The organism is Actinomadura alba (genome assembly GCF_014323705.1).
Lineage (GTDB): Bacteria > Actinomycetota > Actinomycetes > Streptosporangiales > Streptosporangiaceae > Actinomadura_C > Actinomadura_C alba.
Genome location: NZ_JABVEC010000034.1, coordinates 37,067 through 62,491, shown reverse-complemented (window position 1 = coordinate 62,491; position 25,425 = coordinate 37,067). Strand labels below are relative to the sequence as shown.

Below are 25,425 nucleotides of genomic sequence, written 5' to 3'. Positions count from 1 at the left end.
CGACGCTCAGGCGAGGGCGCTGAGCTGCTCGACCTCGTCGGTGTTGAGCGAGATCAGGGCCGCTGCAGCGTTCTCCTCCAGATGGGCGACCCGCGAAGTGCCGGGGATCGGGAGCATCACGGGGGAGCGGTGCAGTAGCCAGGCCAGGGCGGCCTGTGCCGGGGTGACTTCGTGCCGGGCGGCGGTCTCGGCCAGCGGACCGGCCTCGGCCGTCTCACCAGCGGCCAGCGGGAACCATGGGATGAAGCCGATGCCGTGCTGCTCGCAGTGCTCCAGCACGGGCTCGGAGTCGCGGGTCGTGATGTTGAAGCGGTTCTGCACCGAGACGATGTCGACGATCGCGCGCGCCTGCTCGAGCTGGTCGGTGTCGACGTTCGACAGGCCGATGTGCCGGATCTTGCCCTCGGCCTGAAGGTCGCGGAGCACGCCCACCTGGTCCTCCAGGGGTACCAGCGGATCCGGGCGGTGCAACTGGTAGAGGTCGATGCGCTCCAGCCGGAGCCTCCGCAGGCTCATCTCCACGCACTGGCGCAGGTACGGCGGGCGGCCGACCGCCTCCCATGGAACGCCCGGCGCCGGCCGTACGAGTCCGCCCTTGGTGGCGATGACAAGGTCGGCCGGATACGGGTGCAGTGCCTCGGCGATGAGCTCTTCGCTGACGTACGGACCGTAGGAGTCGGCGGTGTCGATGAGATTGATGCCGAGATCGACGGCGCGGCGCAGTACCCGCAGCGCCTCGTCGCGGTCCGCCGGCTCGCCCCAGATCCCCGGCCCGGTGATGCGCATCGCGCCGAAGCCGAGGCGGTTCACGCGAAGGTCGCCACCGAGGGCGAACTCGCCGCTCGCCGTCGCCGGACGGCCGGTCGTTTCCGTCATCTTCCCCCCTAAAAGACGTGTTGCTCAGGGTCCCTGTCTACCGGATCGGGTGCGCGGGCCGGATCCCGGGGAGCGGCTCAGGCCCTCCCCGTGCTCTCCCGCGGGCGTCCGCCGGGCGGGAAGATTTCAGCGAGAGCCGCGGGGGTGACCGTACGCAGGAACGGCACGACGGCCACGACGGCCGCGGCCGCGAAGACGATGAACGCGGCCTGTACCCCTGCCAACTGCGCGATCGCGCCCGCGAGTGCCGCTCCGAGGGGCAGCGTGCCCCAGCCGAGCAGCCGCGCGGCGGCGTTGAACCGGCCCATCAGCTCGTCCGGCACGGTGAGCTGGACGATCGTGCGGGAGTTGACGGTCCACAGCGTGCCGCCGACGCCGCCGGCGAAGGCACCTGCGGCGACCGCCCACGGATTCGCGGTGACCACGGGCACGGCCAGCATGGCGAAGGTGCCCAGCAGGTCGGCGAACAGCACGCGCCGCCGGCCCATGAGCCGGTTGACCGTCCCGACCGCGAAGACGCCGGTCAGCCCGCCCAGACCCAGGCATGACAGCACCAGGCCGTACGCCTGCTCGGACAGGTGGGCCTCCTCGGCGTACGACGGCAGGAGCACCAGCCACGCGCTCCACGCGCCGGCCAGCACGGCGATCGTGAGCGTCATCGTGCGCAGTAGCGGGTGCGACCACAGGAACCGCAGCCCCACCGCGATGTCGGCCCGCACCGGTGCCGGTGGGCGCCCGGCCGCGCCGGTCGGCCGGGCCCGGAAGCCACCGGCCAGCAGCATGATGAGCAGCAGCCCGGCAACATACGCCGCCGCGGTGGAGCCCAGCGCGACTCCGGCGCCGGCGGTCAGGAGCAGGCCGCCGAGTGCCGGTCCGGCGAACTCGTTCGCCACCGTCTCGGCACCGGCCACCCAGCCGTTGACTCGTTCCAGACGCTCGCGGGGAACGGCCGCCGGGACCAGGGAGGTGAGGGACGTCTGGGCGACCACCTCGGCGACGCCCAGGACGAGACCGGCGAGATAGAGCAGCGGAAGGCTCAGCGCGTCCGCCGCGACGGCGAGGAGAAGCGCGGCGACCACGACCAGGCGCATGCCCTCCGCGAGGCTCACCAGCCGCCGGCGGTCGGCGCGGTCGACGAGCACACCGATATGCAGCGCGATCAGCAGCCACGGCAGGGTCAGCGTGAATCCGACCCCCGCGACGAGGGCGGGCGAGTCCGTGAGCCCCACCGCCATGAGCGGCAGCGCCACCTTGGTGACGCCGTCGGCCAGGTTCGTGATCGCCGTGAAGGACACGAGCACGCCGACGTTGCGTGCGCCGCGCCGCTGCCCGGTCCCGTGCTTCGGACCTTCCCGTTCGACCGTCGCCATCCAGGACTCCACACCGTCTATTTGAGATTGCCGGTGTTGCAGTATGGCCGCGTCATTGCTTGGCGCGCAACCGTCTATCGGATTAGATGGTGGGGTGACCGATCCCTCCGGAGCGGCGGCGCTCATCCGCGACTTCGCCAACACCATCGACGTCGAGGAGCGGACCGACGCGCTGGCCGATGTGGCCGGGGCCGCCGAGTGGTTGCGCGGGCAGGGTCTGCTCGGTGACATCGCGCGGGCCGGGGCACCACGCGACGCGAACGAACCCGCGTTCGGTGAGGACGACCGCCTCATGGCCGTGACGCTCCGCTCCGGGTTGCGGGAACGGCTGCTCGTCACCGGCGGGGGCGAGGGCGACGTCCGTCAGATCGAGCGGGCGCAAACGGTGCTCGACCGGCTGGTGCTGTCGGCCGGGCTCGCCGACCCGCGGGAGCCGCTCCGGCCGGTGACCGGCGTGGCGGCGCGCACGGCACTGGCGAGGATCGCCGCGGCGTGGGCGCAGGTCTGCGCCTCGGGCGAATGGCGCCGGCTGAAGCGCTGCCCGGACCACTCCTGCGGGTGGGTCTTCTGGGACGCCACCCGCAGCCGTACCCGCCGCTGGTGCACCATGCGGATCTGCGGCAACCGGGCCAAGACCCGGGCGTACACCGAGCGTCGCCGCGCCCGATGACAGGCCCCACACTCGATGAGGCGCGGCGTGCCGGTCAGCGCCGGTCAGCGCCGGTCAGCGCCGGTCAGCGCCGGTCAGCGCCGGTCAGCGCCGGTCAGTGCCGGTCAGTGCCGGTCAGTGCCGGTCAGTGCGGTCAGTGCCGGTCAGTGCCGGTCAGTGCCGGTCAGCGCCGGTCAGCGCCGGTCAGCGCCGGTCAGCGCCGGTCAGCGCAGGGCGTGCGGATCCCGGTGAGCGTGCAGGCGATGCCATCTGCGGTGCGCGAACAGGCCCGCGCCCGCGAGGATCAGCCAGCCGATCAGCACGGCCTTGAGGACACCCGCGAACACCCAGCCCGGACCGGCGATCATCACCGCGATGAGGAGGAGACCGATCAGCGGGGGAGCGAACCCGCGACGGCGATGGCGCCGGTGATCCCATCGCGGGGGGCCACCGTGCCACGGGGCGGCGTGGTGCGGCATGCCGTGGGCCCGGACGGCGCCGGGGCCGTGACCAGGCCAGGGCTCCTTCCCGCCGTCGCGCCACCCGGAGCGGGCCCGCGGATCGGGCAGGTCGCGGGTGACCTCGCGCAGGTCGCCGGCGGTCTTGGCGCCCAGCGCGGCCTCGAGTCGCTCGTCCAGTTCCTCACGGGACAACCGGCCCTGCGCGAAGTGGTCGTGCAAGGACACGGCGACCTCGTCGCGCTCGGCGTCGCCCACGCGCAGATGGTCCGGGTGGTCGAACCCGCCACGCTCGCCGAAGCCGCCCCGGGCGCTCATGCCCGTCCGTCCAGGTCGTCACCTTCGGCCTGGTCCTCGGCGAGGATGCCGTAGAGACGCCGCCGCGTTTCAGCGACCACCCGGCGCGCCTCGGCCACCTGGCCGCGGGATCCGGCGTGCACGACCTGCATGAGAGCCGTGCCCATCTGGGCCGCCTCCTTGAACAGGTCGACCACGTCGCCGTCGACCTCGGCGGTCATCGCCTCCCAGGGGGCGGTGACCTCTTCCGGGTGCTCGTCGACATAGGCGCGACCGGCGTCGGTGAGGTGGAAGGTACGGCGTCCGTCACCCTCCTCGCCCCGGATCAGCCCTTCGTCGGCCAGTTGCTGGAGGGCCGGGTAGACGGCGCCCGGGCTCGGCTTCCAGGCACCGTGGCTGCGCTCGTTGATCTCCTGGATGATCTGGTAGCCGTTGCGCGGTTCTTCGGCCAGCAGGCTCAGGATGGCCGCTCGCACGTCACCGCGCTTCGCCTTCGGCCCCCTGCCGCCCCAGGGGCCACCGCGTCCCCACGGCCCGGGGCCGCCGAACGCCGCACCGAAGGGGCCGAAGTTCGGCGGGAACGGACCCCGCATGCCATGTGCCCTGCCGTGCATCCTTCGCTCGGTATGCGCCGCCATCCCCGCCACCGCCTTGCCCAGTCGCATCGCCTGCTCAGCGAAGTCGCCCCATGGTTCGCCGGGGCCGCCCTGTGTCCTTGTCATCTCCCTGCCCTTCCACGATGTCTCTCAGAGCCACTGTAGATACGTTAACGATATATCGACAACGGCTCGTGTCAAGGATCGGTTCCCGTGCGCCGTCCGACCGGCGGGCCGCTCGAGCGGCCCGCCGGTCGGACGGGGGTGCGGCCCGACGCCCTCGGCCGGGGCGGCGGCGGCGCGGCAGGACGTCCCGGCCCGCGGGCCGACCACCCTTTACGGCATTTTTAGCTGTATTCAGGATGTGCGCGGGCGAGTGGCAGGTCGAATAATGTGGACATATGCGCGAGCGATGACCGAAGAGTCCGAAGAATCACGGGGTGGGGAAGGCCCCCGATCCGGCCGCCGTCATGGCGGGCGCTTCCTCACCAGATTCGATCGCGACTGGTCTGAGCTGCGCCTCGAGCTCGCTCGCTGGAACGCGGAACCGGGCGGCAATGGATTCTGCGGGCTGAACGACCATTTGCTGTTCGTCACTTTCGCCGGCAACACGAAGCGGACCGAGGCCACGATCGAGGACGGCCCCCGATACGAGGGCGCCGACTTTCCCGGAGCGGTGACCTTCATTCCGGCGAACCAGATGCGGCACGCCTGGCACGAGGGCGGCACCATCGACTACGCGACGATCAAGCTGGACCCCGGCCGCGTCGCCCTTCTGAACGCCGAGGCCGGGAACGGCGACGTGGAGTTCCGGGGGTTCACCAACCGGCCGGATCCGTTCGTTCACCAGATGGCGCTCGCCCTCAGAGCCGAGGCGCGCACCGCCGACCCCGGTGGGCAATTGTTCGCCGACAGCGTGGCGACGGCCCTCTCATGGCATCTCATCCGCCGGTTCTCCACCCTCGCCGCGCCGCGGCCCAGTGGCCAGCCGAGGCTGACGGGCCCGCGTCTCGGACGGGTTCTCGACCATATCCGGGAACATCTCTCCAGCGATCTGCGCCTGTCGCGCCTGTCCGAGGTGGCCGGCATGGATCGTTACCATTTCAGCCGCGCGTTCAAGAAGGCCACCGGCCATTCTCCGCATCGCTATGTCGTCGCCAGGCGTGTCGAAAGGGCGGCCGAACTGCTCGCCCGCACGGATCTGCCCATCGCCGACGTCGCCTATCAGGTGGGGCTGTCCAGCCAGAGTCACCTCACCACGGTGTTCCGGAAGGCGATCGGCGACACCCCGCACGCCTACCGGACGGCCCGGCGTTCGGCCTGACCGGCCGCCCTCGCCCGCCAGGTAACTTGATGTCGAGATAAATCTGCAGTAGCTTGACGTCGAGAGAAATCCTGCGGAAGTTAGGCGAGCCTCAGTACGAGGCGCACCCATGGGTTAAGGCAGGATTCAGTGGTGGAGACCACCGCGCCGGCAAGGCTCGGAGCAGTGCCGAGGGCACGTCACGAAGACCGTGCCGGTGCGTGAGATGCCCCCATGAAAGAAGTCGTGTCGCGCCCGAGCCATGGCGTGATGGAGGAGGAGTCGTGTCCGCGAACAGCTTCGGCAGCCGTAACACGCTGCGGGTAGGCGACAAGTCGTACGAGATCTATCGGCTGGACGCCGTCGAAGGCGCGGCGCGTCTCCCGTACAGCCTCAAGGTGCTGCTCGAGAATCTCCTGCGCACGGAGGACGGCGCTGACATCACCGCCGACCACGTCCGCACGCTGGCCGCCTGGGACCCCACCGCGCAGCCCAGCCACGAGATCCAGTTCACCCCCGCCCGCGTGATCATGCAGGACTTCACCGGCGTGCCCTGCGTGGTCGACCTCGCCACGATGCGCGAGGCCGTACGCGACCTCGGCGGCGACCCGAGCAAGATCAACCCGCTCGCGCCGGCCGAGATGGTCATCGACCACTCCGTCATCGTCGACTACTTCGGCTCCCCGGACGCCTTCGAGCGCAACGTCGAGCGGGAGTACGAGCGCAACGGCGAGCGCTACCAGTTCCTGCGCTGGGGCCAGACCGCCTTCGACCAGTTCAAGGTCGTTCCGCCGGGCACCGGCATCGTGCACCAGGTCAACATCGAGCACCTCGCCCGCGTGGTCTTCGACCGGGATGGCGTGGCATACCCCGACACCTGCGTCGGCACCGACTCGCACACCACGATGGAGAATGGCATCGGCGTGCTCGGCTGGGGCGTCGGCGGCATCGAGGCCGAGGCGGCCATGCTCGGCCAGCCGATCTCCATGCTGATCCCGCGGGTCGTCGGCTTCAAGCTGACCGGCGAGCTTCCGGCCGGCACCACGGCCACCGACCTGGTGCTGACGATCACCGAGATGCTCCGCAAGCACGGCGTCGTCGGCAAGTTCGTCGAGTTCTACGGTGAGGGCGTGGCCGCCGTGCCGCTGGCCAACCGCGCCACGATCGGCAACATGAGCCCCGAGTTCGGCTCCACCTGCGCGATCTTCCCGATCGACGGCGAGACCCTCTCCTACCTCAGGCTCACCGGCCGCTCCGAGGAGCAGGTCGCTCTGGTGGAGGCCTACGCCAAGGAGCAGGGGATGTGGCTGGACCCGGCGGTCGAGCCGGAGTTCTCCGAGTACCTCGAACTCGACCTGTCGACGGTCGTCCCCTCCATCGCCGGGCCGAAGCGCCCGCAGGACCGGATCCAGGTCTCGGTGGCCAAGGAGACCTGGCGGCGCGACGTCCTGAACTACGTGCCGAGCGTCCAGGGCCCGGTGGACGAGGCGTCGGACGAGTCGTTCCCGGCCTCAGACTCGCCGGCCAACTCCCAGGAGCAGGTCAACGGCGACCGTCCGCGCGAGCAGGCCGGCTCCATGGGCGACCGGCCGAGCAAGCCGATCCCGGTGACCCTTCCCGGCGGCACGTCGTTCGAGCTCGACCACGGCGCCGTGGTCGTCGCCGCGATCACCTCCTGCACCAACACGTCCAACCCGTACGTGATGATCGGCGCGGCGCTGCTGGCGAAGAAGGCGGTCGAGAAGGGCCTCACCAGCAAGCCCTGGGTGAAGACCTCGCTGGCCCCCGGCTCCCAGGTCGTGACCGGCTACTACGAGCGTGCGGGGCTCACCCCGTACCTCGACAAGCTCGGCTTCAACCTGGTCGGCTACGGCTGCACGACCTGCATCGGCAACACCGGGCCGCTGCCCACGGAGATCTCCGCCGCGGTCAACGACCACGACCTCACGGTCACCGCGGTGCTCTCCGGGAACCGCAACTTCGAAGGCCGTATCAGCCCGGACGTGAAGATGAACTACCTGGCCTCGCCGCCGCTGGTGGTCGCCTACGCGCTCGCGGGCACGATGGACATCGACATCCTCAACGAGCCGCTCGGCGAGGGTTCCGACGGGCAGCCGGTCTTTCTCAGGGACATCTGGCCGGCCACGGACGAGGTCGCCGAGGTCGTCGAGTCCTCCATCGGCAAGGAGATGTTCGCGAAGGACTACGCCGACGTCTTCACCGGTGACGCCCGCTGGAAGGGGCTGGACATCCCGACCGGCGACACCTTCGAATGGGACCCGGACTCGACCTACGTCCGCAAGGCGCCGTACTTCGAGGGGATGCGGCCGGAGCCGGCACCGGTCACCGACATCCACGGCGCCCGCGTGCTCGCGAAGCTCGGCGACTCGGTCACCACCGACCACATCTCCCCGGCCGGCTCGATCAAGGCCGACTCTCCGGCGGGCCGCTACCTGCAGGAGAACGGCGTCGCGATCAAGGACTTCAACTCGTACGGCTCGCGCCGGGGCAACCACGAGGTCATGATCCGTGGCACCTTCGCCAACATCCGGCTGCGCAACCAGCTACTGGACGGCGTCGAGGGCGGCTTCACCCGCGACTTCACCCAGGACGACGCGCCGCAGACCACCATCTTCGACGCCTCCGCCGCCTACGCCGCGCAGGGCACGCCGCTGGTCGTGCTGGCCGGCAAGGAGTACGGCTCCGGGTCGTCGCGGGACTGGGCGGCGAAGGGCACCGCGCTGCTCGGCGTCCGCGCCGTGATCGCCGAGTCGTACGAGCGAATCCACCGCTCCAACCTCATCGGCATGGGCGTCCTGCCGCTGCAGTTCAAGGACGGAGACTCCGCCGGGTCCCTCGGCCTCGACGGCACCGAGACGTTCGACATCACCGGCGTCGAGGTGCTGAACGAGGGCGGCATCCCGCGTGAGGTCACCGTCACCGCCAACGGCCGGGAGTTCACCGCGGTGGTCCGGATCGACACTCCGGGCGAGGCGGCCTACTACCGCAACGGCGGCATCATGCAGTACGTGCTGCGCCAGCTCATCGCGCGGTAACACGCCAACGGCCGCGAACGGGCCGCCACCCCATCCGGGGCGGCGGCCCGTTCGCCGTCCGCTCGACATTGGGTCCTAGGGCCCTGGGTACGGCCCGCCTCGGTCGATACGTTCCTTCAAGGATTGTGCCGAATGCTCCGCTCATGCCGCGGATCCGGTGACATCGGAAGGACTTCCATGAGGGATCGGCTCGCCGTCGTAGGGCCCCGGCTCCGGGGCGGTGTATCGGCCGGCACGGCGGTGACACTGGCGCTGGCCCTGGTGGCGACGGTGTTCGGTGTCGGCGCGCTCGGCCGCGTCACCAAGGTCTACGACGGCAACACCTGGCTGTGGAGCAGCAGAGAGGCGCAGGTGAGCCGGGTCAACGCGCAGTCCGCGCGGGTGGACCTGCGCCAGCCGGTGTCGGACGCGCGCGGGCACCGCGTGCGCGTCACCCAGAACGACCGGTACCTGATCCTGCACGATCATGTGACCGGCCGGGTCACCTCGGTGGACCTGAAGTCGCTGGGCTTCTCCGGCCGGCTGGACGTGGGCGCACGTGGCGACTTCCGGTTCGTGCTGAACGACAAGGACGCCTTCATCATCGACCGCAGGACCGGCGAAGTGCGGGTGGTGAACCCGGCCACCCTGCAGCCGACCGGTCCGGCGCTGCGACTGCCCGGCCCGCTCGTCGGAGGGGAGTTCGACGACGAAGGGGAACTCTGGGTCGCCTCGCCCGGCCAGGGCACGGCCATCGGCGTCCGGATGGGCGACGGCCGGCCGGTCGTCGCGCACACGGTGTCGGTCGCGAAGCCGGGCCGCGACCTGGCGCTCACCGTGCTCGACAAGGGGGCCCTGGCGGTCGACCGCAGCGGTCGCGACCTGGTGAAGGTCGCCGGCGGAAAGTCCCGTAAGGTCGGCTCGCCGGTGGCGCTCGCCGGGGCCACCGTGCCCGACCGCACCAACGGATCGCTGGCCGCGGTCACCGTGCCGCCCGCCAAGACGATCGTGACGATCGCCGATGTCCTCGGCGGCGGCGAACAGGCGCGGGCGACGCCGCTCGGCGACGCGAGCGCCGGCACGGTGGTGCCCTTCGGCGGCAAGCTGTACGCGCCGGATCGCGACGGCCGCCGCGTGCGCGTGTACACGCCGGGCGGCGAGCAAGCCGAGGTCATCAGCATCCCCGGCGGCAGGGGCGGGCTGGAGCTCGAGGTCCACGAGGACAGCCTGTTCATCAACGACCCGGGTGGCCAGAAGGCGGCCGTCGTCACGCGGGACGGCGATGTGAAGGTGGTCGACAAGAAGGAGGGCCCGTCCACCATCGGCGGCGACCGCAGCCGCGAGCCGAGTCGGCAGCCCTCGGGCGACCCGCGGCCGAGCGACTCCGCTCCGCCGGCGCCTCCGACGGGCTCGCCGTCGCGGTCGGCCCCACCGGCCCCGACCACCTCGCCGCCGGCCTCGCGGTCCATCCCGCCGATCCCGGTCCCGAGCACCACGCCCACCGACTCGACGGCACCCGTCGGCGGCCCGCCGGGGGCACCGGTCCCGGTGACCGCGCTCGCGGGCGACAAACAGGTCAGGCTGTCGTGGGCACGGGCGCACTCGCCCGACGCGCCGGTCGACCGCTACAACGTCACGTGGAACGGCGGTTCGCGCACGGTGCCCGGCGACCGGCTGAGCACCGTGGTGACCGGGCTCACCGACGGCCGCACGTACCGCTTCCGGGTGACCGCGACCAACCGCTTCGGCACCGGTCCCTCCGCGCAGTCCGAGGAGGTCACGCCGACCGCCGCGCGCCCCGCCGCACCCACCGGGGTCACCGCGGCCGCGCAGGGCGACAACGTCACGGTGCGGTGGAACCAGGTGAGCGACGCCGAAGAGTACGTCATCACCGCGACGAACCACGCCGGCGGCGCCGACTACGCGCCGCGCACCTGGGGCGACCAGCCCGTCGTCAACGGCAAGGTGGAGATGCGGATCACCGGCATGCCCGCCGGACGGTGGAGCTTCACCGTGGTCGCCCGTAACGCCACCGGCGGCAGCAGCGGGGCCAGCGCGCCCAGCAACACCGTCCGGGTGACCGCTCCGCCGCCGCCGCCCGACACGAATCCCCCGCCGGACACGACGCCGAACCCCCCGCCGGACACCGGCCCCCCGCCGCCGGAGAAGACCATCGGGCCGCCGGACCCGGGCGACGGTCTGGAGGTCATCCCGGTCGACCCGAACGAGGGGCCCGACCCGATCGATACCGAGCCGGGAATGATCCCCGGGCATCCGCCGGCGGATGGCAACCCCTGATGCGGACCAGTGCAGTGCGGCAGGCAAGGATTTGGGACGACCTCAGTGAACTACGCGGAGAAACCGCTGACCGTCAACGAGGCGGCCATCGCCGCCGACCAGGCGGACCGGCTGGCCACGAGCATCGAGTCGGTACTGCTCGGCAAGGCCGCCATCGTGCGGCTGGCGCTCACCGCGCTGTTCACGGAGGGCCACCTGCTGTTCGAGGACGTGCCCGGGGTCGGTAAGACGACCCTGGCACGCGGGATCGCCGCGGTGCTCGGCGGCGGGTGGCGGCGCATCCAGTTCACCCCCGACCTGCTGCCCGCCGACGTCACCGGTGTCACGATCTTCGACCAGGCGACCCGGCAGTTCGAGTTCCACCCGGGGCCGGTGTTCGCGAACGTGCTGATCGCCGACGAGATCAACCGTGCCTCTCCGAAGACCCAGTCGGCCCTGCTCGAGGTCATGGAGGAGCGGTACGTCACCGTGGACGGCACACGCCACGGGGTGCCCCGCCCGTTCCTGGTCGTGGCGACACAGAACCCGGTGGAGATGGACGGCACCTACCGGCTGCCCGAGGCACAGCTCGACCGGTTCCTGATGCGCCTGTCGCTGGGCTATCCCGACCCGGCCGCCGAGCTGGCGCTGATGCGCGGCGCGGCGCTGCGCTCGCCGGACGATGTCGAGTCGATGACGACCGCCAGGGAGATCACCCTGATGGGCGAGCTCTCCCGGCGGGTGCACATCCACGACGCCCTCTACGAGTACGTGCTCAGGCTGGCGCGGCAGACCCGCGAACATCCCGCCCTGCGGCTCGGGGTCTCGCCGCGCGCCACGTCCGCGCTGATCCGCGCGGCGCGCACGCACGCGATGGCCGACGGCCGGCCGTTCGTGACCCCCGAGGACGTCAAGGCGCTGGTCGGGCCGGTGTGGGCGCACCGCCTGGTGCTGACCCCCGACGCCGCGCTGCGCGACCTGACCGGTGCCGCGCTGCTCCACCAGATTCTCGAGGCGACGCCGGCGCCGCGTCCCGGGGTGCGCTACGCGGCCCCGGAAGCCGTCTGAGACCGTGCCGACCCGGCGGGGACTGCTGGTCGCGGCGGCGGGGGCGGCCCTGCTCGGCGCGGGTTTCCTCTTCGGCTACCGCGAGCTGGCGCTGCTCGGCGCGCTGGCGCTGGTCGCCGTCGTGATCGCGATCGCGATGGTCGGGCGGCCGGCCAGGTTCGAGGTGCGGCGGCGGATCCCGGTCGACCGGGTCGCCGAGGGCGACACGGTCACGGTGACCGTGGAGCTCGGCGCCGAGACGGCGGGTCGCACGGCGCGCCGCCGGCTGGTCGCGGCCGAATGGATCAGCGATCCCGATGGCCGGTCGCGGCTGCCCCTGGCGCTGCGGGCCGCGCCCGCCCAGGCGGTGTACGAGCTCGTCGCGCAGCGCCGTGGAGTGCTCGACATCGGGCCGCTCGAAGCGGGCCGTGTCGACTCGCTCGGCCTGGCCGCGACGATCCGCCGCCACGGCGCCACGGACCGGGTGTGGGTGCATCCGCCCGTCCACCGGCTGCGAGGCGTTCCCGGCGGGGCGATCTCCGACCCCGACGGGCACCGGGAGGCCGTCCAGGCGGGCGGGCTGACCTTCCACGGGCTGCGCGAGCACGTGCTCGGCGACGATCTGCGGCAGATCCACTGGCGCAGCTCGGCGCGGCACGGACGGCTCATGGTGCGCGAGTACGTCGACACCTCACGGCCACGGGTCGTCGTGCTCGTGGATCAGCGCGCGGCCGGACGTGACGAGCTCGACCACGTGGCGTCCGCCGCCGCGTCCGTGCTGGCGGTGGCGGTCCGTTCCGGGCTCGGCTGCGAACTGCACCTCACCGGCGGCCGAAGCGGCGACGGCCGGTCGGGGTCGTCGGCCATGCTCGACCTGCTCGCCGAGATGACCCCCACGGACCCGGGGCAGGTGACCGAAGAAGGCGCCGCCGACCCGCCCGCCCATCCCGACCTGGTCCGCTCCTGCCGGCTGCTGCGGCTGCGGCCGATCGGGGACGTGGTCATCCTGATCAGCGCGGCCGCGAGCACCGCGGACCTGACCGTCTTCGGCGAACTGCGCGACTGCTATGCCGGCCTGGTCGCCGGCCTGATCGGCGACACGATCCGCGCCGGGGTGCCCGGCCTGCTCGTGCTGACGGCCGCGAGCGCCGAGGAGTTGGCCGCCCGATGGGATGAGGTGACGACGTGGCGATGAGCCGGAGAATGAGCTGGAGCCGCGACCCGGCCTCGGTCACCCACGCGGGCCTGGCCGTGGCGGTGTGGGCCTCCGCGCTGGTCATCGCGCCCTTGTACGGCGACGCCGCGCTGGTGCGCGTGCTGCTCGGCGGCACGGCCGTCGTGTCCGTGGCGGTCACCGCGATGCTGGCCCGCGGGCTCTCGGCGACCGCCGCGCTGCTGTCCGGGCTGCCCGTACCGGCGGGGGCCGTGGTCGTGCTCGCCGCGTGGCGGCCCGGCGAGGTCACGGGTGCGCTGTCCGGCGCGGCCGACGCGATGCTGAACTCCGGTGCCCGCATCCTGACGCCGACGCCGCCCGTATCGGCGACCGCGGACACGCTCGCCCTGCCGCTGGCGGGCACCTGGCTGGCCGCCGCGACCGCCGTGCTCGCGCTGCGGGCCGGGCGCCCGCTGCTCGCCCTGCTACCCCCGGTGGTGCTGCTGACCGGTGCGCTCGTGCTGGCCGGGCCGGACGGCACGCCCGGCTACCTCGCGGTGGCCGTGCTCGTGGCCGGCGGGGCGCTCCTGCTCGGCACCGCCACCGCACGGGCTCCGGGCGCTCACCAGGACGGACGGGCGGTCCTGCGCGCTCTCGCCATGGCCGTACTGCTCGCCGGGCTCGCCGCGTTCGCCGGGCCGCCGGTGCTGGCCGACTGGTCACGGCGACCACCCGACCCGGGCGATGACGCGGATCCGCCCGTCACCCGCGAGGAGGCCGTCAACCCGCTCAGCTACCTGCCGGCGTGGGGCGCCCGGCCGGGCGATCCGCTCATCATGGTGCGCGCCGACCGTCCCGTGGAACTGCGCTGGGTGACGCTGTCGGAGTTCACCGGCCACACCTGGCTGCCGGAGAAGGGGTACAGCCCGGCGGGTGTGACGCTGCCGCCGGCCGACCCGCCGCCACCGCGCCTCACCTCGCGCCAGGCGACCGTGGCCGTGGCGGGCCTGCCGGGCCCGTGGCTGCCGTCGGTGGGACACCCGCGCCGGGTCGAGGGCGTGCCGGTGGCCTACGACCAGGCGTCGGGCACGGTGGTGGCGCGGGACGGGCACGGCACCGGGCACCACTACACGGTCACCGGCGACGTGCCCGGCTGGCGGCCCGCCGACGCCGCGAGAGCACTCGTGCCGACCGACCCGGAGCTCGACCGCTATCGGGAACTGCCGCCAGGGTCGGCCGCCCGCATCAGGGACGTGGCCGCGCTCGTCGCCGGCACCGACAGCCCGTACCGGCAGGCGGTGCGGCTGGCCGAGTACCTGCGCCGCAACTACGTCCTCGACCCCAAGGGCCGGGGCGGCCACGGGTACGTCAGTCTCACCTCGTTCCTCGTCATGCCCGGACAGCGACGCGGCGCGGGCACCGCCGACCAGTTCGCGAGCGCCTTCGCCGTACTGGCGCGCGCGGCCGGGCTGCCCAGCAGGGTCGCCGTCGGATTCGGTCCGGGCCGGCCGGACGGCACCGGCGGTCACCGGATCAGCACCGGCGACGCGGTCGCCTGGGGCGAGATCTACTTCGACCGGGTGGGCTGGGTGCCCTTCGACGTGATCCCCGGCAGCCGGACCAGCGCCGGTTCCCGAGCGGCCCCTCAGGGCGCGGTGCCGAGCCCGGTGCCGAGCGGAGCGGCGTCCCGGCCGCCCGGAGGCGGGCGATCGGCCGCTCCCGCCGCCCCACCCGAGCGGAACGAGGCGGCCGACGGCGGCCCCGGCCTGAGGGCGGTACTGCCGTTCGTCATCGCGGTGGTCCTCCTGACGCCGCTCGTCGCGGTGCCCGTTCTGCGGCGCCGCCGGACCCGGCGGCGGCTGTGGGAGGGGACGCCCGCCGACCGGGTCCTGGGTGCCTGGGCGGAACTGCTCGACGGGCTGCGGCTGGCCGGCCGGCCGGTACCGGCCGCGCACACCGCCCGGGACATCGCCGCCCATCACCCCCGGCTGGAGTGGCTGGCGGTCCAGGCGAACGCGGTCGGCTTCGGGCTCGCCGACGATGTCGGGCCGGACGAGGCGATGGCCGCGGCCGACATCGCGAGCGGCCACGTGCGCACGCTGAGGCGGTCTCGCTCACGCCTGCGCCGGCTGCTGTGGTGGCTCGATCCCCGTCCGCTCTTCTGGTGAGCGGTCACGTCGTGCGCTTGGTGCAGACGGGGTCGGCCGCCGCGACCTGATCGACGTCAAGGATCGCCAGCACCGTGAAGCAGTAGTTCGCCGCGGGGTTCACCCCGCTGATCTCGGTTTTCGTGCCGCCGGCGGGCACCTCGGCCAGCGTCGTGGGCGTCCGGCCCAACGGCCCGCCCACCACGTAGTAGGCGGCCTTCCCGTCACTGCGGTCGCGCCACGACAACCCCACGACGATCTGCCGGTCGGCGATGCGGACCTGCCCCGGTGTGTGGCGCAGGTCGCCGCGTGGCGTGACGAGCGGGCCGGACGGGGCCGGAGCGGGCGCGCTCGGCGACGGCGCCGTGGCGGTGGGACCGTCGTCCGGCGAGTTGCCGCCCAGCGACAGGGCGATGACCGCGATGACGCCCAGCGCGACCCCGCCCACCCCGGCCTTGACGAACGCCGGGCGGCGGCCGCGCGAGTACGCCGGCTTGGCCGGCGCAGCCCAGGTGGTCGGAGTGATCGGTTCGTAGTCGGCCATCGGGTCCCAGTGCACCGGCGGGACCGGCTCGTGGCCGGACCGCGGGACGGAGACGTCCGGCTCGAGCCCCACCGGCCCCGGCTCGAGCCCCACCGGCCCCGGCTCGAGCCCCACCGGCCCCGGCTCGGGCGCGACCGGCTCCGGACCGGGATCGAGGTAGTCAGGTTCGAGCAGGTGATCAGGCTCGGAATCGAGGTGGTCCGGTTCGAGATCGAGATCGAGGTAGTCCGGTTCGGGCAGTTGGTCCGCCGCGGGGTCCGGTTCGGCGGCGGGGTCGGGTGCGGGGTCGGGTGCGGGGACGGCCGGGGGCTCGGGCGTCTCGGCGTCGAACACGTAGTCCACCTGTGGCAGCGGACCCGATGGCGCCATGTAGTGGGGGCTCGCGGTCGACTCCGCCTCCGCGTCCCACTCCGGGCCGGTCCAGTGCTCGTCGGGGGGATCGAACGAGCCGGCTTCGGCCGCCCGCTCCAGCGCACCGGGAGGCGTCGCGGCCATGGTGGGCGGGTCCAGGTCGGGCTGGGCGTCGAAGAACCCCCAGCCGCGGCTCTTCTCCGGATGGGCCACGGGCGCCGGTCGCGGCTCCGCCGTGGCCGGCGCCGACGCGGGCGAGGTGCGCGTATCGGCCGAGGCCAGGTCGGCGGCGAACTCCTCGGCGCCGCCGTGGCGATGGGCCGGGTCCTTGGACAGGGCCTTGGCGAGGACGTCCTGGAGACGCGCCGGCACGTCGTCGGCGGCCACCGGAGGCGCGGGTTCGGTGAGCGCACGGTCGCGGTAGGCGAAGAAGTCGGGTTCGGCGTCACCCGGCGTGGCGAACGGCGGGTACCCCGCGAGCAACGTCCACAGTGTCGAGGCGAGGCTGTAGACATCGGACGCGGGGGAGTGCCCCAGCCCTTGGAGCACCTCCGGCGCCGCGTGGTACGGCGTCGACGTTCCCAGCGTGCCGGAGAGGTCCTCCGGCGGGCGGGAGATGGGGAAGTCGGTCAAGGCGGGACCGGACTGCGCCTGGAGTATGTTGCTCGGCGTCACGGCTCCGTGCAGCACGCCCTCGGCGTGCGCCGCGGCCAGTGCCGTGGCGATCGCGACGCCGGTTTCGACGACCCGTTCCACCGGCAGCGGGCCACGGGCGGCCAGGATGTCGGAGTAGGACCCGCCCTGGCAGTACTGCATCGCCACGCAGGGACGCCCGGTCGTGGTGACCGCCGTCGCCAGGATGCTCACGATGTTCGGATGCTCCGAGAGGCGCAGCATGGTGGACAGTTCCTCGTCGCCGGCCGGTGTCGCGACGGGCTCTTCGAGCCGCAGCACCTTCAGCGCCGCGGGCGCGTCGGTGCCGTCCCGCAGAGCGTGATAGATGACTGCGCCCTGGTTCCGATGGCTCACCGACAGCGAGTGGTAGCCGGTAATGAGACGGGCGACCGATTGATCGCCTTTCATCGCTGACATGGGGGCGGCTCCTGCCATGGCGGTGAAGTACCGGAGGTCCGGTGCTTCACGGCATGCTCGGTCACGGGTACGCTGCTCGTCCGCCGGAGGTTCTGGAATCTGGAGGACGCTACGCCACTCGAGTGGCGAGTCGGATGGGTGCCGCCATCGGACCGGCGCGTCTTCCAGTGGGCACGTGCCGCCAACTGTCCGGGTCGGCGAGTCGCCCCGAACCCGTGCCGCTTCAAGTATGGCGGTCAGGTCATCCGTTTTCCAGCTTCATCCGGCCGAACCGGGCGGGGGTGGGGATGCACCTCGATCGCGCGGTCACTAACGTAACGGCTGACATGCCTGATCTGAGCTTCATCGCGGTGGCGGGGCTCGCCGCCGTCATCGGCGCGATCGTCCAGGGCAGCGTCGGTCTCGGCCTCGGGCTGGTCGCCGCGCCGGTCGTGACGATGCTGTTCCCGTCGCTCATGCCCGGGTCGGTGCTCGTCGCGGCGACCGTTCTGCCGTTGTTCACACTGGTCCGCGAGGTCCAGTTCGCGGACTGGCGCGGGCTGCGGTGGGCGTTCGGCGGGCGGCTGGCCGGCACCCCGCTCGGCGTCTGGGTCGTGGTGGCGCTGCCGCATCGCCTCCTCGGAATCGTCGTTGGTGGCATGGTGCTGGCCGCGGTCGGCCTCACCGCGTTGCCCCGCGGGATGCCGCGCAGCCCCCGGACGCTGATGGTGGCGGGCGTGTTCTCCGGGGCCACGGGTACCGCCACCTCGATCGGCGGACCTCCGCTCGCTCTTCTGTACCAGCGCGAGGAGGGCCCGAGGATCCGGGCGACCCTCGCCGTCTTCTTCACCATCGGGGCGCTGATCTCGCTGCTGACGCTGGCCGCCGTGGACCAGCTGCCGGTGCGGCAGGTCACGGCGGGGCTGGTGCTCACCCCGTTCGCCATGGCCGGTTTCGTGCTCTCCCGGCCGCTGCGGCGGATCCTGGACAATGGCCGCATGCGCGCCGGTGTCCTGCTCGTCACGGCGGCCGCCGCCCTGGTCCTCGTCATGCGGAGCCTCGGCTGACATGACCCGGCGGCGAGCATCGGGACCCACCGCCGCCCAGGTGAGGGACGCCCGCGACCGCGCGATCGGTGACGTCCTGCCACCTGCCGGGGCACCGTTGCGGGTGCTGTTCTGCGGCATCAATCCGGGTCTGTACTCCGGTGCGACCGGGCATCACTTCGCCCGTCCCGGTAACCGCTTCTGGCCGGCGCTGCACCGGTCCGGATTCACCGACCGGCTCCTGGAGCCGGCCGAACAGGACCTGCTGCCGTCGTACGGCCTCGGCATCACCAACCTGGTCGACCGGGCCACCGCCCGGGCCGACGAGCTCGGCGGTGAGGAACTGCGCGAGGGGGCGGAGCGGCTCCTCGCCCTCATCGGGCGGTACCACCCGGCCTATGTCGGGATCGCCGGGGTGACCGCCTACCGCACCGCGTTCGGGCGGCCCCGCGCGGCCATCGGACCGCAGCGTGAGGCGATCGGAGCGGCCGGGGTGTGGGTACTGCCGAATCCGAGCGGGCTCAACGCGAGCTGGCCACTGGACCGGATCGCCGCCGAGTTCGCCCGTCTGCGCGCCGCGATCAGCGGTTGAGCTCGGCGGTCCCCAGCATCGCGTCGACGTCGGCGACGAGGGTGGGCGGCGGCTGCCAGAGCCCCGGCCGGCCGAGTGAGACGATCGGCCGGTGCAGGGTGCGCACGTTCGTGAGCCGCCAGTGGTACGCGCCCGGCTCGGCCCAGGCACCGCAGGAGCAGTGGCGGTCGTCTTCGCCGTGGACCGCGCCACCGGCGGAGGCCGCGCAGACGTCGTCGAGCTCGGCGACCGCGATGACGGCACCGAGTGTGGCGAGCGGGTCCGCGGGGTCCCAGCCGGCGGAGTGCATCAGCGCCGAGTCGCCGGCCTTCAGGTCGACCCGCATGGAGGCGTGGACGAGGAGCGGTCCCCGATAGCCGGTGGGCAGGCTCTGGTTGTAGAGCGTCTTGTGGCCACGCGCGATGGCCCAAGCCCACGGCTGCCGAACACTGATCGCCTGCACGCAGTGCCTCCTCTGTCCTCTTCTTCGGTGCGCATCTGACACCTATCCTTACCGGGTTTACAGGAGCTGTGTGCCCGATTTAGAAGGATTTATGGCTTGATGCCGATGAGATTCCGTTCATGCTGCCGATCGGCTCCGTTCACCAGCGGCTTCGTTCACCGGCCGCGGCGGGATGGAGATTCCCGGTCCGAGAAAGGACGCGCGATGGCGTCATCCGGTTGTCCTGAGGCGGTCGTTCCGGTCATCCCTTGAGCGCGCCGGCCAGCAGCCCGCGCATGAAGAACCGGCCGAGCAGAAGATAGACGACGAGCGTGGGCAGCGACGCCAGCAGCGCCGACGCCATCTGCTGGCTGTACTGCACCGCGACCGCGCCCGAACCGGCGGTGTTGTTCAGCATCACCGTGACCGGCCAGCTCTTCGGCGCGCCGAGGAACACCGCGAAGAGGAAGTCGTTCCAGAGCGAGGTGAACTGCCAGATCAGCGTCACGGCGAAGGCGGGCCCCGACACCGGGAACACGATCGAGCGGTAGGTCCGCAGCATGCCGGCCCCGTCCACCCGGGCCGCTTCGATCAGCTCATCCGGGATCGTGACGTAGTAGTTCCGGAAGATGAGCGTGCAGATCGGGATCCCGTAAACCACGTGCGCCAGTACCAGGCCGCTGATGCTGCCCACCAGCTCCATGCGGGTCAGCAGGCCGGCGAGCGGGATCATCACCGCCTGGTACGGGATGAACATCCCGAACAGGAACAGCGTGAAGACGGCGTCCGCCCCGGGGAACCGCCACTTCGAGAGCACGAAGCCGTTGAGCGACCCGAGCACCGCGGAGATCAGCGAGCCGGTCACCGCGATCTTGAAGCTGTTGGCCAGCCCCGGCTTCAGCGCCGTCCACGCGGCCTGCCAGCCCTCGGTGCTCCACGCCTGCGGCAGGCTCCAGGCCGTGCTCGGGTCGGCCTCGCTCAGCGACTTGAAGCTCGTGACGACCAGCACGTACACCGGCATCAGGAAGACCATCGCGACGGCCAGCAGGATCACCAGCCGGGCCGTCCGCAGCGCACGTCCCCGGCGCACGGGGGAGATCGCGGTCACCGGCGGTCCGCGCGTACGGACCAGACGAGGTAGGGGATCACCAGCACGGCCACCGCCAGCAGCAGGTAGGTCGCGATGGTCGCGCCGTTGGCGGGGTCATGCCGGTCGAACACCTCCACGTACGTGGCGATGGCGGGCACATAGGTGATGATCTGCTTGCCCGCGATCGCCATGATGAGGTCGAACACCTTGAGCGAGATGTGGCCGAGGATGATCAGGGCTGAGAGAGTCACCGGCCGGAGCTGGGGAAAGACGATGTACCGGTAGACCTGCCACTCCGAGCAGCCGTCCACCCGGGCCGCCTCGCGCAGGTCCTCGGGGACGCCGCGGAAACCGGCGAGATAGAGCGCCATGACATAGCCCGACATCTGCCAGATGGCGGGGATCGCCATCGCGGCCATGCCCCAGCGCGGGTTCTGCCACCAGTCGTTGGCTGCGAAGCCGAGCCCAAGCTTCTCCAGCAGCTGGTTGAGGCCCACCGCGCGCTCGGGCGGAGCCGGGTTCATCAGCCAGCGCCAGACGACGCCGCTCGCGATGAACGACACCGCCATCGGGAAGAGGTAGATCGCGCGGAAGCCGCCCTCCCACCGGATCCCCTTCTCCATCAGGAAGGCGAGGAACCAGCCGAGCAGCAGAGCGCCCCCGACGAAGACCGCGGTGAACAGCAGCGCGTGCCGCACCGCTCCGGGCCAGCTGGGCTGGCTCCACAGGTCGACGAAGTTCTCGCCCTTGTCGAACCGGTACGGGGAGATCTCGTCGTGCCGGCCGCTCAGCGCGACCCTGGTGTTCCAGAAGATCAGCCCGTACACGAACAGGCCGATCGCCACGATCGACGGCGAGACCAGCAGCAGCCCCGGCAGCCACTGCGGCATCCGGCGCGCTCTCGGCACCCGTCCGGGCGCGGACGACCGCAACCTCACGCCCCTCCGGTCGTGGGTTCGCGGTCGTCCGCGCGGACGGGGGATGGGCGCAGCGTCATTGGATGTCGTTCTTGGCCGCCGTGACCAGGGCGCTCTGCAGCTTGGCCACGTCCTTGTCCTGGAGGAACAGGCCCACCGCGGTGTCGATGTCGGTGTGCAGCTTGTTGTTGGCCGTCACGCCGTGCCAGAACGAGCCGGCCAGCTTGATGGTGGGCGACTGCCACTGCTCCAGGGCGTCGGACAGGTAGCCGGTGTAGAGCGACTTGTCGCCGTCCTTGCGGGCCGGGATGGAGCCCTTCTTCGGGTTGAAGAGGTCCTGCCCCTCCTTGCTGGCGGCCGTCTTCAGCCACGCGACGGCGGCGGTGCGGTGCGGGGCGCCCTTCGGCAGCGTGAAGCTGTCCGACAGCCACATGTAGGTGCCCTCGGTGCCCGGCGACGCGGCCCACTTGAAGTCGGTGTCGGCCTTCTTGCCGAGGCCGTTCGGCGCGGCGCCGACGAAGTAGCCGTAGGCCCAGTCGCCCATGATGTTGAAGGCGGCCTTGCCGTCGACGACGGCCTTCGCGGCACCCTGCCAGTCCGTGGAGGCGGCCTCGAAGGTCGTGTACTTGAGGATCTCGGCGAAGTCCTGCAGCGCCTTGGTGACCTGCGGCCCGCTCCAGTCGGCGCCCGGCTTCCACAGCGCGTTGTAGCCGTCGGTGCCGAGGTCGCCCAGCAGCACGTTCTCCAGCAGATGGTCGGAGGTCCACTGGGCGCCCAGCGACAGCGGCACCTTGCCGGTCTTGTCCTTCACCGCCTTGAGAGCGGTGATGAACTCGGCGATGGTCTTCGGCGCCCCGGAGACGCCCGCCTCCTTCAGCACCGAGGGGCTGTACCACAGCACGTTGGAGCGGTGGATGTTCACCGGCACCGAGTAGATGTGGCCCTGGTAGCTGATCTGGTCGAGCAACTGCTGCGGGTAGACCTGGCGCAGCCCGTTGTCGTCGTAGAAGGAGTCGAGCGGCTCGATCTGCCCGGCCTTGATGTAGTCGAGCAGCTCGGCGCCGGCGTGCCCCTGGAAGGAGTCGGGCGGCTGGCGGTTCTGCAGCCGGCTGGCCAGCACCGCCTTGGCCTGGGTGCCCGAGCCGCCCGCGATGGCGGCGTTGTTGAACTTGATGCCGGGGTTCTTCTTCTCGAAGTCGGCCTTCATCGCGGCGAGGCCGTCGGCCTCACCCGGTCCGGTCCACCAGGAGAAGACCTCCACACTGGTATCGGCCTTGCCGCCGCCACCGCCACCGTCGTCGCCTCCGCCGCAGCCGGTCGCGAGCAGGAGACCGCTCAGCGCTACCGCGGCGACCGCCGTCCACCGTCCTCGCATCGCCATGTCCCTTCGGGTTTCTGGCCGTCCCCCGATGCCCGGATGTTTCCGGCGCGTGTCCACGACCAAGCGTCTGCTTGGACAGTGTCCAAAGCAAGACTCGTTACGCTCCCGTGATCATTAAGAGTGCTGCCGCGCGCCGCCGGGAGGACGGGCTACCAGGAGAGGGCGGGAGGGAGCAGCGACGTCGGCGCGGCCGGCCAGTCCGCCGGAATGCCGAGCGGGTCGAGCTGTTCCACCTGGAGGCGGTACCAGGGGGAGGCCTCGGGCCGGCCGGCGAGCTCCAGGCACTCGTCCCAGGTCCGCCACTCGGCGGCCGCCACCTCGACGGGGTTGGGCCGTACCGTGCCGGCCTCCGGCGGGGCGACGCGGACCCGTACGACCGGGCACCGCTCGAACTCCGTCACGCCGTTGTCCATCTCGGCGCGGTAGGAGAACTCCGGCAGGAGCAGCGTGAACCCGCCCGCGCCCGCCCTGACCCCGAGCTCGTCGCCGAGCCGCCTGAGCACGGCGCCGCGCAACGTCTCGCCGGGTGCGGGGTGCCCGCAGCAGCTGTTGGTCCACACCGAGGGCCACGTCGGCTTGTCGTGGGCGCGCTGAGTGATCAGCACCCGCCCGGCGTCGTCCACCAGATAGCAGGAGAACGCGAGGTGGTACGGCGTGGCGCGGTGGTGGCTGGAGGCCTTCGGTGCCGTGCCGACCGCCGCGCCCGCTTCGTCCAGGAGCACGATCTCCTCATCACCCATGTCTCTGTCCTACCCCATCGCTGCGATGTCCGGAATCCGTGGGAAGATCCTTACAGATCCAAGACCGGCGCGGCCCTACCGGCAACCGACACTAAACTCAGGACGTCGAATAGTCAGAGCCGAGGTCGTCTCTGATCCGAGGAGCGCATGTGAGCCTGTTGAAGTCGATGAGAAGGCCGGAAGACCTTAAGCGGCTGGACCAGGCGCAGTTGTCCCAGCTCGCCGGCGAGATCCGGGATTTCCTGGTCGACGCGGTGTCCAAGACGGGCGGGCACCTCGGGCCCAACCTTGGGGCCGTGGAGCTGACCATCGCGCTCCACCGGGTGTTCGACTCCCCGCGTGACAAGATCCTTTTCGACACCGGCCACCAGGCGTACGTGCACAAGCTGCTGACCGGCCGGCAGGACTTCAGCCTGCTGAAGCAGCGTGGCGGGCTGTCCGGCTACCCGAGCAGGGCCGAGTCCGAACACGACATCATCGAGAACTCCCACGCCTCCACCGCGCTCTCGTACGCCGACGGGTTCGCCAAGGCCTTCGAGCTGCGCGGTGAGAAGGACCGGGCGGTCGTCGCGGTCGTCGGCGACGGCGCGCTCACCGGCGGCATGTGCTGGGAGGCGCTGAACAACATCGCGGCCGGGCCGGACCGGCCTGTGATCATCATCGTCAACGACAACGGCCGGTCCTACTCGCCGACGATCGGCGGGCTGGCCAGCCATCTCGCCGACCTGCGGGTGACCCCGGGATACGAGCACGCGCTCGACCTGATCAAGAAGACCGTGCCCCGTACGCCGGTGGTGGGCAACGTCGCGTACGAGGCGTTGCACGGCATCAAGAAGGGCCTCAAGGACGTCCTGCAGCCGCAGGCGATGTTCGAGGACCTCGGCCTGAAGTACGTCGGCCCGATCGACGGTCACGACGAGGACGCCCTCGAGCGCGCGCTGCGCAAGGCGCGGCGGTTCGGCGCCCCGGTCATCGTGCACTGCATCACGCGGAAGGGCTTCGGCTACTCGCCCGCGGAGAACGACGAGGAAGAGCGGTTCCACTCGCCCGGACCGTACGACCTGGCGACCGGGGTGCAGAAGCCCAAGCCGCGCATCTGGACGAACGAGTTCAGCGACGAGATGGTCGAGATCGGCGCCCAGCGGCCCGACGTGGTGGCCATCACCGCCGCAATGCTGCATCCGGTGGGCCTCGCGGCGTTCGCCGAGGCCTATCCGGAGCGTACCTTCGACGTCGGCATCGCCGAGCAGCACGCGGTGACTTCGGCGGCGGGCCTCGCCATGGGCGGCCTGCACCCGGTGGTGGCGGTCTACGCGACCTTCCTCAACCGGGCCTTCGACCAGATGCTGATGGACGTCGCCCTGCACGAGCAGGCGGTGACGTTCGTGCTCGACCGGGCCGGGGTCACGGGCGACGACGGCGCGAGCCACAACGGCATGTGGGACCTGTCCATCCTGCAGCTCGTGCCGGGAATGCGCGTCGCGGTGCCGCGGGACGGCACCCGACTGCGCGAGCTGCTGCGCGAGTGCGTCGCGGTGACCGGCGGCCCGACCGCCCTGCGCTTTTCCAAGGGCGCCGTCCCCGCCGACGTCGACGCGATCGACTCGCTCGGCGGGATGGACGTGCTGGCCCGCAAGTCCGGCTCCAACGGTGCCAGCGTCCTCGTCGTGGCCGTCGGATCGATGGCGGGGGCGGCCTGCGAGGCGGCCGAGCGGCTGTCCGCGCACGGCATCGGGGTCACCGTGGTCGACCCGCTGTGGGTCAAGCCGCTCGACCCGGCGCTGGTCGCCGCGGCGGGCGAACACAGCCTGGTCGCCGTCGTCGAGGACAACGGCCGGGTCGGCGCGGTCGGCGACGCGGTCGCCCGGCTGCTCCGCGACGCCGAGGTGGACGTCCCGGTGCGCACGTTCGGCATCCCCCAGGAGTTCCTCGACCACGCCAAGCGCGCCGAGATCCTCAGCGATATCGGGCTCACCCCGCAGGCCCTGGCCCGTGACATCACCGCGGCCGTGGCCCGGGTGACGCATGTCACCGAGCTGCAGCGGCTCGTGACCGACTGAACCC

At 71.7% G+C, this 25,425-nt stretch carries 20 protein-coding genes; 10 read left to right on the top strand and 10 right to left on the bottom strand.

The window, feature by feature from the left end; all coding sequences use genetic code 11:
• Positions 1-6: 6 nt before the first annotated feature.
• Together HKK74_RS31520 and HKK74_RS31515 are read right to left on the bottom strand one after the other, a co-directional pair.
• A complete protein-coding gene (locus HKK74_RS31520; RefSeq protein ID WP_187247034.1) occupies positions 7-876 on the bottom strand; it encodes an aldo/keto reductase in 870 nt (289 codons plus the stop codon).
• Positions 877-953: 77 nt separating this feature from the next.
• A complete protein-coding gene (locus HKK74_RS31515; protein ID WP_187247033.1) occupies positions 954-2,246 on the bottom strand; it encodes an MFS transporter in 1,293 nt (430 codons plus the stop codon).
• A 94-nt stretch (positions 2,247-2,340) separates the two neighbouring features.
• Between HKK74_RS31515 and HKK74_RS40445 the strand changes: the two genes are divergently transcribed.
• Positions 2,341-2,916: a CGNR zinc finger domain-containing protein gene (locus tag HKK74_RS40445; protein WP_187247032.1), complete on the top strand. Its 576-nt coding sequence runs from the start codon at positions 2,341-2,343 to the stop codon at positions 2,914-2,916.
• Between the two features lie 203 nt (positions 2,917-3,119).
• On the opposite strand, the gene HKK74_RS31505 is transcribed toward HKK74_RS40445, so the two are convergent.
• Both HKK74_RS31505 and HKK74_RS31500 read right to left on the bottom strand, forming a co-directional pair.
• Positions 3,120-3,671, bottom strand: a complete 552-nt coding sequence (locus HKK74_RS31505) for a DUF1707 SHOCT-like domain-containing protein (RefSeq protein ID WP_187247031.1) — start codon at positions 3,669-3,671, stop codon at positions 3,120-3,122.
• Entirely contained in the window at positions 3,668-4,372 is a 705-nt protein-coding gene (locus HKK74_RS31500; RefSeq protein WP_187247030.1) for a PadR family transcriptional regulator, read from the bottom strand. The genes HKK74_RS31505 and HKK74_RS31500 overlap by 4 nt, the downstream gene beginning before the upstream one ends.
• Before the next feature lie 286 nt (positions 4,373-4,658).
• On the opposite strand from HKK74_RS31500, the gene HKK74_RS31495 reads away from it, so the two are divergent.
• From HKK74_RS31495 to HKK74_RS31470, 6 genes are all read left to right on the top strand, one after another.
• Entirely contained in the window at positions 4,659-5,570 is a 912-nt protein-coding gene (locus HKK74_RS31495; RefSeq protein ID WP_187247029.1) for a helix-turn-helix domain-containing protein, read from the top strand.
• Between the two features lie 263 nt (positions 5,571-5,833).
• The gene (acnA, locus tag HKK74_RS31490) at positions 5,834-8,605 is read left to right on the top strand and encodes an aconitate hydratase AcnA (RefSeq protein WP_187247028.1); all 2,772 of its coding nucleotides are present in this window, start codon (positions 5,834-5,836) and stop codon (positions 8,603-8,605) included.
• Between the two features lie 177 nt (positions 8,606-8,782).
• Positions 8,783-10,882, top strand: a complete 2,100-nt coding sequence (locus HKK74_RS31485; protein WP_187247027.1) for a fibronectin type III domain-containing protein — start codon at positions 8,783-8,785, stop codon at positions 10,880-10,882.
• Between the two features lie 45 nt (positions 10,883-10,927).
• Positions 10,928-11,929, top strand: a complete 1,002-nt coding sequence (locus HKK74_RS31480; protein ID WP_312881975.1) for an AAA family ATPase — start codon at positions 10,928-10,930, stop codon at positions 11,927-11,929.
• A 4-nt stretch (positions 11,930-11,933) separates the two neighbouring features.
• The gene (locus HKK74_RS31475) at positions 11,934-13,103 is read left to right on the top strand and encodes a DUF58 domain-containing protein (RefSeq protein WP_187247026.1); all 1,170 of its coding nucleotides are present in this window, start codon (positions 11,934-11,936) and stop codon (positions 13,101-13,103) included.
• 8 nt (positions 13,104-13,111) lie between these two features.
• On the top strand, positions 13,112-15,229 hold the full coding sequence (locus HKK74_RS31470; RefSeq protein ID WP_187247025.1) for a transglutaminase TgpA family protein: 2,118 nt from the start codon (positions 13,112-13,114) through the stop codon (positions 15,227-15,229).
• Between the two features lie 4 nt (positions 15,230-15,233).
• Here HKK74_RS31470 and HKK74_RS31465 read toward each other — a convergent pair whose 3' ends face one another.
• Positions 15,234-17,195 carry a serine/threonine protein kinase gene (locus HKK74_RS31465; protein ID WP_187247024.1) on the bottom strand — a complete coding sequence of 654 codons (1,962 nt, stop codon included), beginning with the start codon at positions 17,193-17,195 and terminating at the stop codon, positions 15,234-15,236.
• A 326-nt stretch (positions 17,196-17,521) separates the two neighbouring features.
• Here HKK74_RS31465 and HKK74_RS31460 point away from each other — a divergent pair, with 326 nt between their 5' ends.
• Positions 17,522-18,241 (top strand): sulfite exporter TauE/SafE family protein, encoded by a 720-nt coding sequence (locus tag HKK74_RS31460; protein ID WP_187247023.1) that lies wholly within the window; start codon positions 17,522-17,524, stop codon positions 18,239-18,241.
• Position 18,242: 1 nt separating this feature from the next.
• Positions 18,243-18,812, top strand: coding sequence for a G/U mismatch-specific DNA glycosylase (mug, locus tag HKK74_RS31455; protein WP_187247022.1), 570 nt, complete (start codon positions 18,243-18,245; stop codon positions 18,810-18,812).
• On the opposite strand, the gene HKK74_RS31450 is transcribed toward mug, so the two are convergent.
• The 5 genes from HKK74_RS31450 to idi form a co-directional block, all read right to left on the bottom strand.
• The gene (locus HKK74_RS31450) at positions 18,802-19,254 is read right to left on the bottom strand and encodes an ASCH domain-containing protein (RefSeq protein WP_187247021.1); all 453 of its coding nucleotides are present in this window, start codon (positions 19,252-19,254) and stop codon (positions 18,802-18,804) included. The genes mug and HKK74_RS31450 overlap by 11 nt on opposite strands.
• A 241-nt stretch (positions 19,255-19,495) precedes the next feature.
• Positions 19,496-20,341 (bottom strand): carbohydrate ABC transporter permease, encoded by an 846-nt coding sequence (locus tag HKK74_RS31445; RefSeq protein ID WP_425544364.1) that lies wholly within the window; start codon positions 20,339-20,341, stop codon positions 19,496-19,498.
• Positions 20,338-21,213 (bottom strand): carbohydrate ABC transporter permease, encoded by an 876-nt coding sequence (locus HKK74_RS31440; protein WP_187247052.1) that lies wholly within the window; start codon positions 21,211-21,213, stop codon positions 20,338-20,340. Before HKK74_RS31440 ends, HKK74_RS31445 begins: the two co-directional genes overlap by 4 nt.
• Before the next feature lie 103 nt (positions 21,214-21,316).
• Positions 21,317-22,615: an ABC transporter substrate-binding protein gene (locus HKK74_RS31435; RefSeq protein ID WP_187247020.1), complete on the bottom strand. Its 1,299-nt coding sequence runs from the start codon at positions 22,613-22,615 to the stop codon at positions 21,317-21,319.
• A gap of 155 nt (positions 22,616-22,770) precedes the next feature.
• Complete coding sequence (gene idi, locus HKK74_RS31430) at positions 22,771-23,361, bottom strand: isopentenyl-diphosphate Delta-isomerase (protein ID WP_187247019.1); 591 nt, start codon at positions 23,359-23,361, stop codon at positions 22,771-22,773.
• A 149-nt stretch (positions 23,362-23,510) separates the two neighbouring features.
• Between idi and dxs the strand changes: the two genes are divergently transcribed.
• Positions 23,511-25,421 (top strand): 1-deoxy-D-xylulose-5-phosphate synthase, encoded by a 1,911-nt coding sequence (dxs, locus tag HKK74_RS31425; protein WP_187247018.1) that lies wholly within the window; start codon positions 23,511-23,513, stop codon positions 25,419-25,421.
• Positions 25,422-25,425: the final 4 nt, after the last annotated feature.

Excerpts from the sequence above, each read along its gene's own strand:
- HKK74_RS31520 (WP_187247034.1), bottom strand. The coding sequence starts at position 876 with ATGACGGAAACGACCGGCCGTCCGGCGACGGCGAGCGGCGAGTTCGCC.
- HKK74_RS31515 (WP_187247033.1), bottom strand. The coding sequence starts at position 2,246 with ATGGCGACGGTCGAACGGGAAGGTCCGAAGCACGGGACCGGGCAGCGG.
- HKK74_RS31505 (WP_187247031.1), bottom strand. The coding sequence starts at position 3,671 with ATGAGCGCCCGGGGCGGCTTCGGCGAGCGTGGCGGGTTCGACCACCCG.
- HKK74_RS31500 (WP_187247030.1), bottom strand. The coding sequence starts at position 4,372 with ATGACAAGGACACAGGGCGGCCCCGGCGAACCATGGGGCGACTTCGCT.
- HKK74_RS31495 (WP_187247029.1), top strand. The coding sequence starts at position 4,659 with ATGACCGAAGAGTCCGAAGAATCACGGGGTGGGGAAGGCCCCCGATCC.
- HKK74_RS31485 (WP_187247027.1), top strand. The coding sequence starts at position 8,783 with ATGAGGGATCGGCTCGCCGTCGTAGGGCCCCGGCTCCGGGGCGGTGTA.
- HKK74_RS31470 (WP_187247025.1), top strand. The coding sequence starts at position 13,112 with ATGAGCTGGAGCCGCGACCCGGCCTCGGTCACCCACGCGGGCCTGGCC.
- HKK74_RS31465 (WP_187247024.1), bottom strand. The coding sequence starts at position 17,195 with ATGTCAGCGATGAAAGGCGATCAATCGGTCGCCCGTCTCATTACCGGC.
- HKK74_RS31460 (WP_187247023.1), top strand. The coding sequence starts at position 17,522 with ATGCCTGATCTGAGCTTCATCGCGGTGGCGGGGCTCGCCGCCGTCATC.
- mug (WP_187247022.1), top strand. The coding sequence starts at position 18,243 with ATGACCCGGCGGCGAGCATCGGGACCCACCGCCGCCCAGGTGAGGGAC.
- HKK74_RS31440 (WP_187247052.1), bottom strand. The coding sequence starts at position 21,213 with ATGCCGCAGTGGCTGCCGGGGCTGCTGCTGGTCTCGCCGTCGATCGTG.
- HKK74_RS31435 (WP_187247020.1), bottom strand. The coding sequence starts at position 22,615 with ATGCGAGGACGGTGGACGGCGGTCGCCGCGGTAGCGCTGAGCGGTCTC.
- idi (WP_187247019.1), bottom strand. The coding sequence starts at position 23,361 with ATGGGTGATGAGGAGATCGTGCTCCTGGACGAAGCGGGCGCGGCGGTC.